Annotated in this window: 15 protein-coding genes; 10 read left to right on the top strand and 5 right to left on the bottom strand. The window is 63.1% G+C overall.

Features of this window, described 5'->3' with window-relative positions:
* Nucleotides 1–743: 743 nt before the first annotated feature.
* Nucleotides 744–2,144, bottom strand: a complete 1,401-nt coding sequence (locus tag JNB89_RS12655; protein ID WP_220362387.1) for an MFS transporter — start codon at nucleotides 2,142–2,144, stop codon at nucleotides 744–746.
* A 95-nt stretch (nucleotides 2,145–2,239) separates the two neighbouring features.
* Between JNB89_RS12655 and JNB89_RS12650 the strand changes: the two genes are divergently transcribed.
* Entirely contained in the window at nucleotides 2,240–3,127 is an 888-nt protein-coding gene (locus JNB89_RS12650) for a LysR family transcriptional regulator (RefSeq protein WP_220362386.1), read from the top strand.
* Between the two features lie 92 nt (nucleotides 3,128–3,219).
* Here the strand turns inward: JNB89_RS12650 and JNB89_RS12645 are convergent, their stop codons facing one another.
* Nucleotides 3,220–3,378 (bottom strand): hypothetical protein, encoded by a 159-nt coding sequence (locus JNB89_RS12645; protein ID WP_167507834.1) that lies wholly within the window; start codon nucleotides 3,376–3,378, stop codon nucleotides 3,220–3,222.
* A gap of 175 nt (nucleotides 3,379–3,553) precedes the next feature.
* Between JNB89_RS12645 and JNB89_RS12640 the strand changes: the two genes are divergently transcribed.
* From JNB89_RS12640 to JNB89_RS12615, 6 genes are read left to right on the top strand one after another with little or no spacing between them, the layout of a single operon-like run.
* Complete coding sequence (locus JNB89_RS12640) at nucleotides 3,554–4,270, top strand: c-type cytochrome (RefSeq protein ID WP_218741846.1); 717 nt, start codon at nucleotides 3,554–3,556, stop codon at nucleotides 4,268–4,270.
* Nucleotides 4,267–5,610: a c-type cytochrome gene (locus JNB89_RS12635; RefSeq protein WP_220362385.1), complete on the top strand. Its 1,344-nt coding sequence runs from the start codon at nucleotides 4,267–4,269 to the stop codon at nucleotides 5,608–5,610. The genes JNB89_RS12640 and JNB89_RS12635 overlap by 4 nt, the downstream gene beginning before the upstream one ends.
* A gap of 51 nt (nucleotides 5,611–5,661) precedes the next feature.
* Nucleotides 5,662–5,838, top strand: a complete 177-nt coding sequence (locus JNB89_RS12630; protein ID WP_220362384.1) for a hypothetical protein — start codon at nucleotides 5,662–5,664, stop codon at nucleotides 5,836–5,838.
* A 2-nt stretch (nucleotides 5,839–5,840) separates the two neighbouring features.
* Nucleotides 5,841–6,422: a cytochrome C oxidase subunit II gene (locus tag JNB89_RS12625; RefSeq protein ID WP_220362383.1), complete on the top strand. Its 582-nt coding sequence runs from the start codon at nucleotides 5,841–5,843 to the stop codon at nucleotides 6,420–6,422.
* A complete protein-coding gene (locus JNB89_RS12620; protein ID WP_220362382.1) occupies nucleotides 6,409–8,034 on the top strand; it encodes a b(o/a)3-type cytochrome-c oxidase subunit 1 in 1,626 nt (541 codons plus the stop codon). The genes JNB89_RS12625 and JNB89_RS12620 overlap by 14 nt, the downstream gene beginning before the upstream one ends.
* Nucleotides 8,031–8,840, top strand: a complete 810-nt coding sequence (locus tag JNB89_RS12615) for a c-type cytochrome (RefSeq protein ID WP_220362381.1) — start codon at nucleotides 8,031–8,033, stop codon at nucleotides 8,838–8,840. The genes JNB89_RS12620 and JNB89_RS12615 overlap by 4 nt, the downstream gene beginning before the upstream one ends.
* A gap of 510 nt (nucleotides 8,841–9,350) precedes the next feature.
* On the opposite strand, the gene JNB89_RS12610 is transcribed toward JNB89_RS12615, so the two are convergent.
* Nucleotides 9,351–11,012, bottom strand: a complete 1,662-nt coding sequence (locus JNB89_RS12610; RefSeq protein ID WP_220362411.1) for a methyl-accepting chemotaxis protein — start codon at nucleotides 11,010–11,012, stop codon at nucleotides 9,351–9,353.
* A 297-nt stretch (nucleotides 11,013–11,309) separates the two neighbouring features.
* On the opposite strand from JNB89_RS12610, the gene JNB89_RS12605 reads away from it, so the two are divergent.
* Nucleotides 11,310–12,110 carry a DUF4239 domain-containing protein gene (locus JNB89_RS12605; protein ID WP_013337976.1) on the top strand — a complete coding sequence of 267 codons (801 nt, stop codon included), beginning with the start codon at nucleotides 11,310–11,312 and terminating at the stop codon, nucleotides 12,108–12,110.
* A 72-nt stretch (nucleotides 12,111–12,182) separates the two neighbouring features.
* Here the strand turns inward: JNB89_RS12605 and JNB89_RS12600 are convergent, their stop codons facing one another.
* Together JNB89_RS12600 and JNB89_RS12595 are read right to left on the bottom strand one after the other, a co-directional pair.
* Nucleotides 12,183–12,710: a single-stranded DNA-binding protein gene (locus JNB89_RS12600; protein ID WP_220362380.1), complete on the bottom strand. Its 528-nt coding sequence runs from the start codon at nucleotides 12,708–12,710 to the stop codon at nucleotides 12,183–12,185.
* Between the two features lie 192 nt (nucleotides 12,711–12,902).
* A complete protein-coding gene (locus JNB89_RS12595; protein WP_085955098.1) occupies nucleotides 12,903–14,090 on the bottom strand; it encodes an MFS transporter in 1,188 nt (395 codons plus the stop codon).
* Nucleotides 14,091–14,450: 360 nt separating this feature from the next.
* Here JNB89_RS12595 and uvrA point away from each other — a divergent pair, with 360 nt between their 5' ends.
* Nucleotides 14,451–17,324: an excinuclease ABC subunit UvrA gene (uvrA, locus tag JNB89_RS12590; protein WP_220362379.1), complete on the top strand. Its 2,874-nt coding sequence runs from the start codon at nucleotides 14,451–14,453 to the stop codon at nucleotides 17,322–17,324.
* A 33-nt stretch (nucleotides 17,325–17,357) separates the two neighbouring features.
* Entirely contained in the window at nucleotides 17,358–18,443 is a 1,086-nt protein-coding gene (locus JNB89_RS12585; RefSeq protein ID WP_013337972.1) for an AI-2E family transporter, read from the top strand.
* Nucleotides 18,444–18,487 lie beyond the last annotated feature (44 nt).

Raw genomic sequence — 18,487 nt, 5'->3', positions numbered from 1 at the left:
GAATAAACCATGACCGTTAGTAAAGCCAAGCGTTTTGGACGCATCGTGAATTTGCCGAATAACAGTGCGGCGATGGCACCTTGAAGCAGCGGCAATTTCCGCAATGAATCCGTTTGCAGCAAACATTCTGACGATTGGCTACCGCAGGCTTGTCAGAAGCAGTGCAAGCGGTCGATCGAAGCAGACGCTCGCACGGCCTTGCGAGCGTCCGCGAAAGCACGCCGCCGACGCATCGGACGATGCCGGCAGCCTGGCCGATCAACTGCGGCAATTCGCACGTCGGCTCGGCCGTGCATGGCAAGTAGGCAGTGCGGCACGATGCGGGCGGATGAAGCGGTGCCGGTTTGCTTGGGACCGGCACCCCGGCGATAAGAGAGGATCACTCGAACCCTCGCTCGGAATACGCGCGCCCAATGTGAGAATATTTATTCCGGAAAATGAACAGATTGAGACATTCGACACACATTCCGTCGGCAACGATTTTCGATGCGAGCGAAGGGCGCGGCCAACAAATTACCGTCGGGCACATGGCAAAATCGAAACCGCTCGCCATCCTGAAGTACGGCCCGTCGACGATAAAAGAGCGGAATATCCAAATTGAATAATTCGGGAGAATTTCGCGCGATGAGATTAGCGCGGCGAACCGCCTGCCATTAATGCCGGCAGGCGTGGCATTCGCGACATACAGACAAGAGTCACGCAGGCCGGCGACACGTCGACGCAGTCAGCCCGGTTGACGCCCGTCAACCCGCATCGCAGGTGTGACTCACGCGCGGGCGTTCCGCACCTGGCGGTTGAGGGAAAACCGGCAGTGCGATGAGCGCGCTGACGCTGGCCACCGCCCACACCAATGGCCATGAGCCGAGCGATAGCAGCGGCGGGATGGCAAGCGGCGTCAAAAAAAGCGTGAGGAAAACACAGGTATTGCCGATTGCCAGCGCAGTGCCCGCGCGCTTCGTGCCCGCGAGCGTCGCGAGTTCGGTGAATGCCACGCCGTGCCATGCTGACGCGCTAACGCCGCCGAGCACGGTCATCGACGCGAGCAGCCACGTGATTGTCGTGACCGCGGCGTGCTGCATTCCGGAGACTGCGGTCGCAAGCGCGAGCGCGGCGAACAGCACCGCCGTCAGCAGGCTGCAGCCGCGCATGTAGGCGCGCCGATTGCCGCGCCGGTCGGTCCACCTGCCGCTCCATACCCGCGCAATGCCGGCGCCGATCTGCACTGCGGCCATTGCGATGCTGATCAGCAACACATTGGCGTGGCCGAAGTCATGCAGGAACACAGTGCCAAAGGTCACGACCGCAAGCTGCGGCACGCACAGCGCGCCGGCTGCAAGCGCGACGCGCCAGATTCCCATCTCGCGCAGCGGCGAGCGCGTGCGCGCGTGGCGTTCGCGTGCCGCATCAGGGACGCGCGCAGCATGCGCGCCGCTCACCACCTTCTCAGCACTCATCCTGCGCGGCGCGGGAGGCCCCTCGCCTTCAACGCCCACGCGCGTCTCGCGAGGCTCACTTTGCGTAGGCTCATGCAGCCATTGCCAGGCAAACGCCGCCGTAATCGCACAAGCCAGCGCCAGCACCGCATACACACTCACGAAGCCAAACCTGGCCGCCAGCACGGGCAACAGCAGCGCGCCAAGTCCGCCGCCCGCGGGCACCGCCGTTTGACGAATGCTCATCGCCAGCCCGCGCTCTCCTTCCTGAAACCATGCCATCACCGCGCGACCACTCGAGCCGTTGACACTGCCACCGAGCAGCCCGACGAGCAGCAAACCGAGCGCAAGCGTCGCGACGTGAGGCACATACGAGCAGAACGGCGCGGCAAAGGCTGCGAGGCCGGCGAGCGCTGCTGCCGTCGAAAGAAGCCCCAACAGCAACACGCGACGGTCTCCCCAACGGTCCGTCAGCAGCCCCCACGGCAGTTCGCTCACCGCAATGCCCAGACCGAGCATGCCGAGCACGAAGCCCAAGCCGTCGTTGCCAAGGTGATAGCCGGAGCGCAGATACACAGCGGTCATCGGAATGCCCGAGAACGCCGCTGAAAAGCTCGCGTTCGCCGCGAAGCCCACGCCCAGCACTTTCCACCTGTGGCTCGCCGGGCGGCTGCGTGCCATCAGGCGGCTTGCCGTTAATCCATTTTCCATGCTTTCCTCCGCGATGATTTCGGGGGTATGCTACGGCGGCCACTTTCATCGGAAAAGCCGGAAGTTTAGATAGCAGCCATCGGACTAACCGAAACATGAGCCAACGCGGATTCGACCTCGCGCAGTTGCGGACCTTTGTCGCCGTCGCCGATTCCGGCAGCGTTTCGGCAGGGGCGGAACGCGTGTTTCTATCGCAGTCGTCGGTGAGTGAGCAGTTGAAGAAGCTCGAAGAGCGCGCCGGCCAGCCGCTCTTCGTGCGCAGCAAGCAGGGCGTGAGCGCCACGCCCGCCGGCAGCCGTCTGCTCGAACACGCGCGACGCATCATCGCGATGAACGAAGCGGCGTTCGAAGACCTGCAAGGCCGCTTGCTCGACGGCGAGTTGCGCATTGCCGTCACGGACTACTACCGCCCCCACGACGTGGCCCGCATCCTCAAGACGTTTTCGGAGCAGCATCCGCGGCTCAAGCTGCATGTCACCGTATTGCCGAGTGCGGTGATCGACAGCCAGGCCGGCGACGACGCGTCGTTCGACATCGGCCTGTCGTTGCGGCTCGTTGCCGGTAAGCCGAATGCACCGGCCGCGCGCGGCAGCGTGCAGGGCACCGTGGTGCGGCGCGAGAAGCTCTTGTGGGTGAGCGCCGCCGACGCGAGCCCACGGCCGACCGCCCCCTATCAGCTTGTGCTGTTGCCCGCGAGTTGCCAGTTGCAGCGCTTTGTCGTCAAGCTGCTCGACGAAAACAAGGTGCCCTATGTGGTATCGCACTCCGCCTCGGGCGTGGCCGGGTTGCAACTTGCGCTGAAGGCCGGGCTAGGCATTTCGTGTCTGAATGAGTCGTCCATTGGTGCGGGCGTGGCGGCGTGCCCACCCGGCATCGGCTTGCCTTCGTTGCCGGCCGTCGAATTTCATCTATTGCCTGGCCGCATTGGCGAGAGCGAACAGGTGAGCAATGCGCGCACAGCGTTGACGCGCCTATTCAGTTGAGTACATCAAAAGATCACATTCGCAGGCCAATGCTTATTGGCATGCCTCGTTAATCGAGATGTTGAAAGCACGTTGAACCGCATCTATGATGGTCAGAGACGAATCAACGAACCCATGCAACCTGCCTCCGGACCATTATGCAATCCGGCATCGATCAGGCCGTGCAACTGCTGCCGCGCCGCAGCGCATTCACGAGCGCGCTTGATCTCGATCAAGCAATTGCTTTGCCATGGCGAATCAGCTTTTGCCATCCAGAATAAGCTTCCGTTTGCTATCCGACACTGTCAGTCTGAAGCTGCCGTCATAGAGAAAGTCGAGAAAGCGGTAAAGCAGCTTGTGCGTGGCATATCACGTCTGGAACACGATCCAGCCTGATATGCAGCTGAAGCAGAACCTATAAAAGAACGTTCCCCAGCGAGGCCCGACGTGCATCGTAGAGCTTTGGGATTTGCCGTTGTGTTCGTGCTTCACATATTGTGGAGCGGCACCGCGCTCGCGGCCGGTGCCGTGGCGGCAGCCATGCCTTCGGCCATGGACGAACGCGTGCGCGCCTGTACCTCGTGCCACGGCGTGCAAGGTCAAGGCTTGAACAACGATTATTTTCCACGCATCGCGGGCAAGCCCGCCGAGTATCTGTTCAATCAGCTAACCGCATTTCGCGACGGCGGCCGCACCTATCCGCCAATGGGTTATCTGGTCGCCTTTCTGCCGGACGAGTACCTGCGCAAGATCAGCCAGTATTTCGCTGACCTTCAGCCGCCCTATCCGAATGCCGATCAATCCGACGTCACGCCGGCCGTGCTTGCCGCGGGTCAGCGGCTCGTGCAGCAGGGCGACCCGGCGCGCAAGATTCCCGCGTGTATCGCGTGTCACGGCGAGCGCATGACCGGTCAGCAGCCGGGCATTCCTGGCCTGCTCGGTCTGCATGCCAGTTATATCGCCGGGCAGATGGGCACATGGCGCTCGGGCACCCGCCATGCGCTCGCGCCGGACTGCATGCGCTCGATTGCCGTGAAGCTCACCGACAAGGACATCACCGCCGTCTCCACGTGGCTTGCGCGGCAACCGCGTCCATCCGACCCGCGGCCCGCGCCGGAATCGGCGAAGCGCTTGCCTCTCGCATGCGGGAGCCAACCGCAATGAAATCGCTACTTCGTTCTACCCGCCTGCTGACGCGTCGCCGCTTGCCTTTGTTGGTCGCTGTCGCGCTCGTGACCGGTAGCGCACTGCTCGCCCGCATGCATGCCCCATCGCCGCTGCTGGTCGCCGAAGCACGTGCAGCCGAGAAAGTGCAGCCGGTTAAATCCAGCGCTTCCACCGACACCCGCCCGGACATCGTCAAACGCGGCGAGTATCTTGCGCGCGCGGGCGACTGCGTCGCATGTCACACTGCGCCGCGCGGCAAGCTGTTCGCGGGCGGCCTCGCGATGGAAACGCCGTTCGGCACGCTCTATTCGCCGAACATCACGCCGGACGCGCAATACGGCATCGGCACATGGAGCGAGGAGGCCTTCTTCCGCATGATGCGCACCGGCATCACGCCCGAGGACAACCTGCTCTATCCCGCAATGCCGATCGCGCAGTACACCAAGGTCACACGTGAGGACTCGGACGCGATCTTCGCCTACCTCAAATCCGTCGAACCGGTGCGGGAGGCGAATCGCAAGCACACGCTGCGTTTTCCGTACAACCAGCGCAAATTGCTGTACGGCTGGCGCACGCTGTATTTCCGCGAGGGCGAATTCAAGCCAGATCCGACCCGCTCGGTCGAATGGAACCGCGGGGCCTATCTCGTCGAAGGGCTCGGGCACTGCACGATGTGCCACACGAAGATCAACATGTTGGGCGGCTCGTCGCAAAGCGAGCAGTTTGCCGGCGGGCTGATTCCGGTGCAAAACTGGTACGCGCCCTCGCTCACGTCCGACAAGGACGGCGGCCTCGGCGACTGGAGCATCAAGGACATCGTCGATCTGCTGCAAGCGGGGATTTCGGACCGCGGCGCCGTCTATGGCCCGATGGCCGAGGTCACGTATCACAGCCTGCAATACATGACCGACGAAGACGTCAGGGCAATGGCCGAGTATCTGAAAACGCTGCCTGACAACAGCGGCCGCAAGACCGGCCCGAGTGCAGCCACCGACACCAACCTGTTCGCGCTCGGCGAAAAGATCTACGGCGACAAGTGCGCGCTGTGTCACGGCGCGAAGGGCGAGGGCCAGTTGCAGCACTATCCGCCGCTCGCAGGCAACCAGTCGATAGAAATGGACTCCGCGGTCAACCCGATCCGCATCGTGCTGAACGGCGGCTTCCCGCCCGGCACGAAGCGCAATCCGGAGCCCTATGGCATGCCGCCTTTTGCGCAGGAACTGAACGACACCGAGGCTGCCGCCGTCGTCACCTACATCCGCACCGCGTGGGGCAATCACGGCAAGCCCGTGACCGCGCACGAGGTCAACGAACTGCGTAACGCACCGCTGCATTAACGACACGGCGGCCGCTACCCCCGCTGCATCGGAACCTGGAGAAGCCTTGAAATGGAAGCGAACGAAACGCGCCGCGCGCGTCCGTCCACGGAAGAAGAGCTCGAGCGCGTGGTGGCCGCCGGTCCGCACGGCGCGGTTGCCGTGGCGGGCGTCGCCACGCTGATCGTCATGGCGATCTGGTTTGCCTTCTATTTCCTCGTGTTCCTGCCGCGCGGCGTCGTGCACTGATCATGTCCACTCATTCCCCCGAATCCCAACACCCGCCAGGCAGCGGCCACGCAGTCGCCGCCCGCGCCGAACGCCGCTGGGCGATCTTCGTGAGCGCGCTGATCCTGCTGATGCTCGCCGTGATCGTGTTCTCCGGATTGCACTGGGCGATGATGCCGCCGTCACGCGTGGAAACCATCGACCCGTCGCGGCTGCAACTCTCGGGCGAATTCGTCGAAGACAATCTCGGCAGCGCCGTCGAGCCGGACGGCTCGGTGGTGGTGCGTTTCATCGCGCAGCAGTATTCATTCACGCCACAGTGTCTGCTCGTACCGGCTGACACGCCCATCACGATTCGCGCGACGAGCGCGGACGTCGTGCACGGCCTGCTGATTACGGACACCAACATCAACACCATGGTCGTGCCCGGCTACGTCGCCACGCTCGACACGCGCTTCGACGCGCCCGGCGACCACACCATGCCCTGCCACGAGTTCTGCGGCTTCGGTCATCAGGCCATGTGGGCACACGTGAAGGTGATCGACAAGGCGGCCTTCTTCGAACAGGCACGACAATCACGGAGGCTGAGCTGTGTTTCACGCTAAGCGACTCGTTCTCGCACATTTCTGGCTCGCCTTTATCGCGTTCATCATCGCGCTCTTTCTCGGCGCGTGGCAGATGCTGGTGCGCAGCCCCCTCGCCCCGTGGATCGGCGACCCCGAGCTCTACTACCGCTCCGTGACCGCGCACGGCTCGGTCATGGCATACGTGCTGCCGACTCTGGTGTCGATGGGCTTTGGCTACGCAATCGTCGAGCTCGCACTCGGTCAGCGCCTTGCCGGACTGAAATGGGCGTGGGCCGCGTTCATCATGCTGACGGTCGGCGCGGTGATGGCAATGGTGCCCGTGGCGCTCGGCAAGGCCTCGGTGCTCTACACCTTCTATCCGCCGATGATCGGTAGTCCGTTCTATTATCTCGGCGTCGTGCTGGTCGTGGTCGGCTCGTGGATATGGGTCGCGCTGATGCACGTGAACCTGCGCATCTGGAGGCGCGCGAACCCGGGCAAGCCCGTGCCGCTCGCGATGTTCGCCAATGTCGCCGGCGCCTATCTGTGGGCGTGGACCGCCGTTGGCGCGGCGCTCGAAATCCTGTTGCAGATCCTGCCGGTCGCGTTCGGCCTGAAGAATACGATCGACGCCGGCCTGTCGCGCGTGCTGTTCTCGTGGACGCTGCACGCCATCGTCTACTTCTGGCTGATTCCCGCCTATATCGCTTACTACACGCTCGTGCCGCGCGCAATCGGCGGACGGCTTTACAGCGATTCGATGGCGCGCGTCTCGTTCATTCTGTTTCTCGTGTTCGCAATGCCGATCGGCATTCACCATCTGTTTGCAGACCCGCAAGTCGGCTCGGGCTTCAAATTCCTGCACGCGGTTTTCACCGGCATGGTTTCCGTGCCCACCCTGCTGACCGTGTTCACGATCTGCGCGTCGGTGGAGATTGCTGGACGGCTGCGCGGCGGCAAAGGGGCGTTCGGCTGGCTCACAGCCTTGCCCTGGCAAAACCCGATGATGCTCGTGGTTGCGTTCTCGTTCGTCATGCTCGGGCTCGGCGGCGCAGGCGGCCTGATCAACATGAGCTATCAGCTGAACACCACGGTGCACAACACGCAGTGGGTCACGGGGCACTTCCATCTGATCTTCGGCGGTGCGATCGTGATCATGTACTTCGCGATTGCCTATGAACTGTGGCCGCAACTGACGGGCCGCGCCATCGTTTCGCTGAAGCTCGTGCGCACCCAGTTGTGGCTGTGGTTCGTTGGCATGCTCGTGGTCACGCTGCCGTGGCATTACGTCGGCCTGCTCGGCGCGCCGCGTCGCATGGCCTACTACGACTACCAGATGCCGGGCCTCGAAGCGCAGGCGTTCTGGGTCGGCATGTCGGCGGTGGGCGGCCTCATACTCGTCGTTTCGGGCGCGCTCTTCATCTACATTCTGGCGAAGTCGCAATTCGGACCTGCGGTTGCGCAACAGGGTTTCCGGTTTGCGAGCCCCGTGCATCCGGTGGAACGCGTGCCGGCCGCACTCAACACCTTCGGCTTGTGGGTGGCGCTGATGATTGGCCTGACCGTCGTCAACTACAGCGTGCCGATCTTCCAATTGCTGAAACTGCCGCAGACTTCGGTGCCGGCGGTCGTCGTTGGAGCACAGCGATGAATCAGGAACGCGTCTTCAGCTTGCGCAACCCTTGGTTCACGGTGAGCGTGGGCGGCACGGTCGCCATTGCCGTCGTTTCCATCCTGATCGGCTTTGTCTGGCTGCCTTCCGCCAACAGCGCCTTCGCCAACCGCGGCTTGTGGGCAACCATCTGCGGCGCGGCGGGCGTGCCGTCGAGCTGGTATAGCGGCGCCAACATCAGCGGCCCGGCGCCGAGCGACGTGGTCGTGCTGCCGCCGCTGCGTCGCGTGCGAGCCGATGCGATTTCAATCGGCCGTGGCGCAACCATCGCCACGCAGAATTGCTCGATGTGCCACGGTGTGGTCGGCAACGTTCAGATTACCGCGCCGGCATTGGCCGGCCAATACGCGGACGTGGTCTACAAGGAGTTGCGCGATTACCAGCAAGGCGTGCGGCAGAACGCGATCATGCAGCCTATTGTCGCCGCGCGCAGCGACCAGGACCTGCACGATCTCGCGGCTTACTATGCGTCGCTGCCGCGAAGTCCGGCGGCGGAAGTTGCGCCTACCGGCAGCACGCCCGATGCGACCGCCGTGCGCCTCGCGATGCAGGGCGATCCGCAGCGCAATATCGCGCCGTGCGCCGCATGTCACGGACAACTCGACCGCAAGGGTTCTGCACCGTGGCTCGGCGGGCAGTCATCCGTCTATCTTGCGGCGCAAATGCGGGCGTTTGCTTCAGGTGCGCGTCACAACGACATCAATGAGCAGATGCGCAATGTCACGCGGAAGATGACGTCCGCAGAGATCGACAGCCTCGCGAAGTATTACGCAGCCATGCAGTAGAGAGCCGAGCGGCGCGGCTGGCCATAATGGCCGGTGCAGCGCGTTCGGCGCGCATTGGCTGATGAGGGCGCCTTCAAGCGATGGGGGCAGCGCGGCGACGTGTGACATGACAGGCGCTCACGGCACCACGCCTATGCGCCCGTCCCGCGCCGTGAGCTAGGCGCCGGTGGCTATCTACTGCGACCTTTGTGCCGTGACCTATATGCCGCGACTTCTGTGCAGCGACCTTTGTGCCGTGACCTCTGTGCGGGCACTTTTGTGCGGGGACCTACGAGCCACCACCTACGTGCCGTGACCTCCTTGCCGTACCTCTGTGCCGTCACCTTTGTGCCGTCACCTCTGTGCCGCGACCTTTGTGCGGGGACCCAATTGCGGGCACTTTTGTGCGCGGGCCTACGAGCCACGAGCCACGTGCCGCGACCGACCGGCCGTGACCTGGCGCCCCGGCCTACGCGCCGTGCCTTTTGCGCGACCGATCCTCGCAGCCAAAACACCCGGGACACCCAAACCTCAAGCCGCAGCCCACTCATCCGCCGGGTTCGTCACCGACGGCTCGCCAGCCCCCTGAACGCTGCGATCGCGCAAGCCCGCAAGACCATGCGGCGCCGACGAACCGCCGTCAGTCCTGAACACCGCCACCGCCGCGCTCAGCCTTCGCGCCTGCTCCTCCAGTGAGCTCGCGGCCGCCGCCGCTTGCTCGACGAGCGCGGCGTTCTGCTGCGTGACTTCATCCATTTGTGCGACAGCGAGATTCACCTGATCGATGCCGGTGCTCTGCTCGTTTGCCGCCGCTGCAATCTCGCCCATGATCGAACTGACGCGCGAAATGGCCTGCACGATCTCGGTCATCGTCGAGCCGGAGCGTTCGACCAGTTGCGAGCCGTTTTCCACCCGCGCGGTCGATGCCTCGATCAGCGCCTTGATTTCCTTCGCGGCCGCAGCGCTTCGCTGTGCCAACGAACGCACTTCGCTCGCGACGACCGCAAAACCGCGGCCCTGTTCTCCGGCGCGCGCCGCCTCGACCGCCGCGTTCAGCGCCAGAATGTTGGTCTGAAAAGCGATCCCCTCGATCACGCCGACAATGTCGGCGATGCGCCGCGAGTCGTCGACGATCTCGTGCATCGTCCCCACCACTTTCTCCGTCAGCTCGCCGCCCTGCGCGGCCAGTGTCGACGCGCCCTGCGCCAGCAAGCTCGCCTCTTTGGCGTTGTCCGCAGTCTGCTTGACTGTCGACGTGAGCTCCTCGATGCTCGCGGCCGTCTGTTCGAGCGACGCGGCCTGTTCCTCGGTACGCTGCGACAGATCCGTATTGCCGGCGGCGATCTCGCTCACGCCGCTATCGATAGATTCCGTGCCTTGACGCACCGAGCTGACTGTCGCGATCAGCGACTCCTGCATCTTGCGTAGCGCGGCGGCGAGACGTCCCATTTCGTTATTGCTCGTGACGACAATGCGGCCTGTCAGGTCGCCATTGGCGATGCGCTGGAACTGCGCGATGGTCGCATCGACAGGACTCACGATTGCGCGCACCAGCACGGCGCGGCCGATCAGCGAGCCGACCAGCGAAACGACGATGCCGATAGCGACCGTCACGCAGATCGCGTAAAACAGGTCTTGCGCGCTCTGATAGCGCTGCGCGCCGTGGTCGAGCTGCAGCTGTTCGAGCGCGAGCATCGCCTTTTCGTACGCGCTGTATAGCGAGGGCAGCTTGTGCGCCTGCAGTTGCTGGAACGTGGGACGGTCGCCCGCCTTCAGCGCGGCCAGCGCCGGCTCGACGCCCTCGTGCAGGAACGTGTCACGCTTCGTCTGCATGTCTTTGATGAGGCGCTGCTCGTCCTCGTCGGCACTCGCGCGGCTCACATAGTGGGCAAGCCGCTCGTCGGAGCCCTTCTGATATTGAGCGAAACGCTTGAGCACCGCATTGGCGCCGTCCTCATCGTTCAGGTCGACCAGCGACGCGTAAGTGGCCAGCGCGAGGCGCAGCCGCAACAACTGGCCGGCGCTGCCCTCGAGATCCGCGACGGCGGGAGTATCGACCGTGTACATCTGCTGCAGCGACGCGTTGCTCGAGCGCAGCGACAGCAGCCCGGCCGCAGCGCCTAGCAGCAGCGCAACGGCAAAGAACGCGATCATCAAGGTAAGGCAACTGCGAATCGACAGATTTTTCAGCATCGGGCTAGTCTCCATATGGGCTGCCTGACCGAATACTCAGTGAATGTGCCCCGGCCACGCATGCTGCGCCCAAGCCCCTTTCGGCATGGTTCGCAACTTTTTGTCAAAATTTAAGCGAATGCCACACATAGGGACTACGGCCGTTTATCTGAAAACTTTATGGTGGAGCCGCAAGCGTTTGCGTCACATCAAATGACGACGGCAGCGAACGGCGCCCCGAGCGTGGCGAAGGCGTAGTTGCCTCGTGCCCGCGCGAGCGCGGCGGCAAACGACGCGAGCATCAATAGGAGCATTTCTATGTCGGAAATAGGCTCGGCTCTAGTGGTCTTCGTTCTGCTGCTCGCGGCCACGGGTTTCGGCGTCTGGGTGCGGCCCTTGTTGCCAGAGGAACACAAGGCGCACGAAACGGTGCAGCTCGTGCAACTGGTAATCGGCATGCTGGTGACGTTCGCGGCGCTGGTGCTCGGTCTGATGACGGCGTCGGCAAAATCCAGCTTCGACACGGCGGCCAACGATCTGCGCACTTATGCAGCCGACATCATCGAACTGGATATGACGTTGCGGGAATACGGCGGCGATACGGACACGGCGCGCAAACTGTTGCGCGTCTACACGGCGGCGGCAATTGCCTCGACATGGCCGCAAGAGCCGGCTCCGGCCGGCGATTATCCGAGAAACATCGGCACGACCGTCAACTCGCAGAAGCTGGAAAACGTGCGGCTGGGTGAACTGCTGACGTCCGTGGGCCAGCAATTGCGGCAGTTGCGCGCGCATGACCCGCTGCAGCAGCGCGCGCTCGACGACGGTCTCACGCAGTTTCGCCGCGTGGTGGACGCGCGCTGGAAGATCATCGAGGAAGCGCACAGCTCGATTTCTCAGCCCTTCTTCAAGACACTGACGTTCTGGCTTTGCGTGATTTTTCTGAGCTTCGGGCTGATCGCGCCGCGCAATGCGCTGGCCCTGGTGACCATTTCGCTTGGCGCAGTGTCGATTGCGTCAGCGATTTACGTGATCGTGGATCTGGACACGCCACTCACCGGCCCGATCATGATTTCGAGTTCGCCGATGCGGGACGCGTTGGTGCATCTGGAGCGGTAGGGCGGCCAAGCCGGCATGAAAAAACCCCGCGGCATGCGCGGGGTTTTTCTGGGGGCTGTCGCGAGGGTGGGCTTAAAACGGAATATCGTCATCCATCTCATCAAACCCACCGCCTGCCGGCGCGCTGGGACGGCTGGAACCGCCACCGCCACCACTGCCGCCACGCGACCCACCGCCCGACATCGCGCGGCCGCCACCGCCGCCGGTACGCTCGGACGGCTCGCCGCGGCTGTAGCCGCCTTCGTCGCCGCCGCCCATCGAGCCGCCGCGGCCACCAAGCATTTGCATCTGTTCAGCGACGATTTCGGTCGAATAACGGTCCGTGCCGTCCTGCGCTTGCCACTTGCGAGTGCGGATGCGGCCTTCCAGATACACCGACGAGCCTTTCTTCAGATATTCGGACACGATTTCCGCGAGGCGGCCGAAGAACGACACGCGATGCCATTCTGTGGCCTCCTTCATCTCGCCGGACGCCTTGTCCTTGTACCGATCCGTCGTGGCAAGGCGAATGTTCGCCACTGCGTCGCCGCTCGGAAGATAACGGACTTCCGGATCGGCTCCGAGATTGCCGACGAGAATGACCTTGTTCACGGATGCCATGAGTTTCTCCTGTTGATTCCATTGCGGGCGGCACGGCGATTCGCGGTTCCCGTCTCGTGGCCTGCAAGCCCGGGACTGGAAGCGCGCCTCTGCCCGCCGCCGGGTGAGTTCTGGGTGATGCCGGGATATGCCCCGAGCGCGGTTCGCGATGCGGGTACGCCGGTCGCACCGCGAAAACCACGAAAAAGCCTGTTATGCCTTGCGCGGCGGCTGTTTCATCTTTGCGGCGATTATAAGCCAGCATAAGACGAGCCCCGAGCAGGTGAAAAATACCGCGCTTTGTCCGTCAACTTTCAGCAGCCAGCCGCCGATCATGCCGCCGAGCGCCAGACCGATGGACTGCGTGGTGTTGTACACGCCGGCCGCCGCGCCCTTGCGATTGCCCGGCGCCAGCTTCGAGACCAGCGAAGGCTGCGACGCCTCGAGAATATTGAAGCCGAGAAAGTACACAAAAAGGATGGCCGCCACACTCAGAATCGTATGCGGAGCGACGCCCAATAACAACTGTCCGAACAGGATAAGAGCAATGGCGGAAAGCAGCACCGTCTTCATCTGTCCGCGCTTTTCGGCGGCGATGATCGCGGGCACCATCATCACGAACGAAAGCCCCATGACGGGCAGATAGACCTTCCAGTGCGACGCCACCGGCAGGCCGCCCGCTTCCAGAATGCGCGGCACGACGAGGAAGAGCGCCGTTTGCGTGGCATGCAGCACGAGCACCCCGAAGTTCAGGCGCAGCAACTCCACGTTGTGCAGCACTTCGGCGAACGGCGCGCGCACGTGCACGGGCTTCGGCGCATCCGGCACGACCCACAGTACGACGCCCACCGCCAGAATCGAAAACACGCCGACGAGCGTGAACAGGCCGCTCATGCCGACCCAATGAAAAACGATCGGCGCGCCGACGATAGCAACCGCGAACGAAATGCCGATGCTGCCGCCGACCATCGCCATTGCCTTGGTGCGGTGCTCCTCGGCGGTCAGGTCGGCGATGAATGCGATGACCGCGGACGACACGGCGCCCATGCCCTGGATCACCCGGCCCACGATGATCCACGTCATGTCGTGCGCGCCCGCCGCGACAAAGCTGCCGAGCGCGAAAATCAGCAGCCCCGTCGCAATGACCGGCTTGCGGCCCACCTTGTCGGAAATCCAGCCGTAAAAAATGTAAAGCATCGACTGCGTGACACCGTATGCGCCGAGCGCAATGCCGACCAGCAGTACGTTTTCGCCGCCGGGAATCGTCTTCGCGTAGATGGAGAACACCGGCATGATCATGAAGAGACCGAGCATGCGCAGCGCGAAGATGGCGGCGAGCGACACGGTCGCGCGCAATTCAGGCGCGCTCATGCGTGAAGATGTGGCGGACGGATTGGACATCGGAAGCGTTCTTTGAATGAGCGGGTGGCGCAGCGCGCACGCCACGACCGGACGGCTTTGCACGTGAAGGCCGTGCGGCACGCGGCGCGGCCTTGCGGCTGCCGGACGACACCCCCGGCGCTGCCGTTCGTTAGTTGCTTGTGCCTCGCGGCGTGAGCAATTGCCCTTGCCTCGTGCGCCGCGCCTTGTACCGACGGAAAACGGCCCCAGTTAGGTCTTTTGCCGCAGCGCTGAACCGCGGACTTACAGCATGCCTGAGGTCCTCTTTGGGCCGTCAGGAAGCCGTAACGGCGGCCTTGAAAAGTCGTTATAGTAGCAGGTTTAGCCTCTTCCTCTTTCCGCAGTTCATGGAATAAATCCGTGGAACAAATCCGTATTCGTGGGGCTCGCACCCACAACCTGAAGAACGTCAATCTCGACCTACCACGTCATCAGCTCGTCGTTATTACCGGTCTTTCCGGCTCGGGGAAATCGTCGCTCGCGTTCGACACGCTGTATGCGGAAGGACAGCGGCGCTATGTAGAAAGCCTTTCGGCCTACGCGCGGCAATTCCTTCAGCTGATGGAAAAGCCCGACGTGGATCTGATCGAGGGCCTGTCGCCTGCCATCTCGATCGAGCAGAAGGCCACCTCGCACAATCCGCGCTCCACGGTGGGCACGGTCACCGAAATTCACGACTACCTGCGGCTATTGTTCGCACGCGTCGGCACGCCCTATTGCCCGGACCATGAAATCCCGCTGGAAGCGCAAAGTGTGTCGCAAATGGTCGACGCGGCGCTCGCGCTGCCGGAAGAAACCAAGCTGATGATCCTCGCGCCCGTGGTCGCGGACCGCAAGGGCGAGCACGTCGAGTTGTTCGAGGAAATGCAGGCGCAGGGCTTCATCCGTTTCCGGGTGCGCTCGGGCGGCGGCACGGCCAACGAAGGCGCCGCGAAGATCTATGAAGTGGACTCGCTGCCGAAGCTGAAGAAAAACGACAAGCACACCATCGACGTCGTGGTGGATCGCCTGAAGGTTCGGCCCGACATGAAACAGCGTCTCGCCGAGTCGTTCGAAACCGCGCTGCGTCTTGCAGACGGCCGGGCCATCGCGCTCGAAATGGACACCGACAAGGAGCATCTGTTCAGCTCGAAGTTCGCCTGCCCGATCTGTTCGTATTCGCTGCAGGAACTCGAGCCGCGGCTCTTCTCGTTCAACAATCCAATGGGCGCCTGCCCGGAATGCGACGGCCTTGGCCAGATCACCTTCTTCGATCCGAAGCGGGTGGTCGCGCATCCGTCGCTGTCGCTGGCGGCGGGCGCGGTGAAAGGCTGGGACCGGCGCAACCAGTTCTACTTCCAGATGCTGCAAAGCCTCGCGGCATTCTACGATTTCGACATCGACACGGCTGTAGAAGACCTGCAGGAGAAAGTCCGCAAGATCCTGCTGTTCGGCTCGGGCAAGCAGGAGATTCCGTTCTCGTACATCAACGAGCGCGGGCGCGCGTCGGTCCGCGAGCATGTGTTCGAAGGCATCATTCCCAACCTGGAGCGGCGTTACCGCGAGACGGATTCAGCCGCGGTGCGCGAGGAGCTCGCCAAGTACCAGAACAACCAGCCCTGCCCGGCTTGCGCGGGCACGCGGCTGCGCCGCGAGGCGCGCTTCGTGCGCATCGGCGCAGACGGCGACGCGCGCGGCATCTACGAAATCAGCGGCTGGCCGTTGCGCGACGCGCTCGGCTATTTCCAGACCCTGCGCCTGGAAGGCTCGAAGCGCGAAATCGCCGACAAGGTGGTGAAGGAAATCGTCGCGCGGCTGATGTTCCTGAACAACGTCGGGCTCGATTATCTGTCGCTCGAGCGCAGCGCCGAAACGCTGTCGGGCGGCGAGGCACAGCGCATCCGCCTCGCGTCGCAGATCGGCTCGGGCCTTACTGGCGTGATGTACGTGCTCGACGAGCCGTCCATCGGGCTGCATCAGCGCGACAACGACCGGCTGATCGCTACGCTCAAGCACCTGCGCGACCTCGGCAACTCGGTGATCGTCGTCGAACACGACGAAGACATGATCCGCATGGCCGACTACGTGGTCGACATGGGTCCGGGCGCCGGCGAGCACGGCGGCATGGTGATCGCAGAGGGCACGCCGAAAGAGGTGGAACGCAATGCGGCGTCCATGACGGGGCAGTACATGTCGGGCGCGCGCACCATCGAGTATCCGGACGAGCGCAGGGACCCGGACGAGCGACGGCTGCGCATCGTCGAGGCGCACGGCAACAATCTGCGCCATGTCACGCTCGATCTGCCGGTGGGCCTGCTTACCTGCGTGACCGGCGTGTCCGGTTCGGGCAAGTCCACGCTCATCAACGACACGCTTTACCAGGCGGTCGGGCATCATCTTTACGGGTCGTCCACGGAGCCGGCGCCTTACGAGTCGATCGAGGGGCTCGAGCATTTCGACAAGGTCATCAACGTCGACCAGTCGCCGATCGGCCGCACGCCGCGCTCGAATCCCGCCACCTACACAGGGCTCTTCACGCCGATCCGCGAGCTGTTCGCAGGCGTGCCCGCCGCCAAGGAGCGCGGTTACGACCCGGGTCGTTTCTCGTTCAACGTGAAGGGCGGACGCTGCGAGTCCTGCCAGGGCGACGGCGTGCTGAAGGTAGAGATGCACTTCCTGCCGGACGTGTACGTGCCGTGCGACGTCTGCCACGGCAAGCGCTACAACCGCGAAACGCTGGACGTGCAGTACAAAGGCAAGAACATCAGCGAAGTGCTCGACATGACGGTCGAGCATGCGTACGAGTTCTTCAAGCCGGTGCCGGTCGTCGCACGCAAGCTGAAAACCTTGCTCGACGTGGGCCTCGGCTATATCCGGCTCGGCCAGTCGGCGACCACCCTGTCGGGCGGCGAGGCGCAGCGCGTCAAACTATCTTTGGAACTGAGCAAGCGCGATACGGGTCGCACACTATACATTCTCGACGAGCCCACCACCGGGTTGCACTTTCATGACATTGCGCTGCTGCTCGAAGTTATTCATCGGTTACGCGACCAGGGTAATACCGTCGTGATCATCGAGCATAATCTCGATGTAATCAAAACCGCCGACTGGGTGATCGACATGGGTCCGGAAGGCGGCGCGGGCGGCGGCCAGATCATTGCCCAAGGCACGCCTGAGCAGATCGCGAAGTCCAAAGCAAGTTTTACCGGTAAATATCTGGCGCCTTTGCTGAAACGCGCGGCCAGCAAAAAGTAACGCTGCATAACACGGGTTGGAGACGGATAAGCCATGGCCAAGCGGAATCAGGCGAGCGAAAACGGGCAAGTGCAGGACTTGCGCCCACGCCCGGTCAGGCTGACCAGCAACATGAGCCTGCCGAAACTCTCGGCGGTCGAGATCGGCAGTTATGTGCTGATGCTGCTGGGCATGTGGGCGGTGATCCAGCTACGGTTGCTGGGTGCGCTGCTCGCCGGGCTGCTGGTGTTCCAGCTCGTGCATACCATCGCGCCGCGCATTGAGCGTCATATGTCGAGCGGGCGGGCACGCTGGCTGGCGGTGGTGTTTCTTGCCACGGTGATCGTGGGCGCCCTTACCGGCCTCACGCTCGGCATTATCGAGCACTTCGAGAACGACGTGCCGAGCGTGCAGAAGCTGCTCGACCAGGCCATGCAGCTGATCGACCAGGCGCGTGGCCGCATTCCGCAGTTCATCGCGAGCACTCTGCCGGTGGACACCGAGCAGATGAAAACCAAGGCCGCCGAACTGATGCAGACGCATGCGAACATGCTTCAGCAAAGCGGCAAGACGGCTGCGCGCGCGTTCACGCATATTCTGATCGGCATGATCATCGGCGCGATTATCGCGGTCAGCGCGCAAAAGCAGATGCAGCGGCTGCCGCTCTCCACGGCGTTCGTCACGCGTGTGACCCGTTTCGCCGACGCGTTCCGCCGCATCGTGTTTGCGCAGGTGAAAATCTCAGCGATCAACGCCGTGTTCACCGGCATCTTCCTGCTTGTCGTGCTGCCGATTTTCCACGACCAGTTGCCGCTCTCCAAAACGCTGGTGCTGATCACGTTCATCGTCGGCCTGCTGCCCGTCATCGGCAATCTGATCTCGAACACGATTATCGTGGCGGTGGCGCTTTCGGTGAGCTTCCCGGCCGCGGTCATGTCGCTCGCGTTCCTGATTCTGATTCACAAGCTCGAGTATTTCCTGAATGCGCGCATTGTCGGCGGGCAGATCGAGGCGCGCGCGTGGGAGTTGCTCGTGGCCATGCTGGTCATGGAAGCCGCATTCGGTTTGCCTGGTGTGATCGCCGCGCCCATCTTCTATGCGTATATCAAACGCGAGCTGATCTACCTTCGGCTGGTCTGAGTCTGCGATACACGCAGGCTTGCCCGGCAAATAAAAAACGGCAC

The sequence above is a fragment of the Paraburkholderia phenoliruptrix genome (assembly GCF_019511605.1).
GTDB lineage: Bacteria > Pseudomonadota > Gammaproteobacteria > Burkholderiales > Burkholderiaceae > Paraburkholderia > Paraburkholderia phenoliruptrix_A.
Note: the sequence above shows the minus strand (reverse complement) of the source record. Positions and strands in the feature narration are given on the sequence as shown.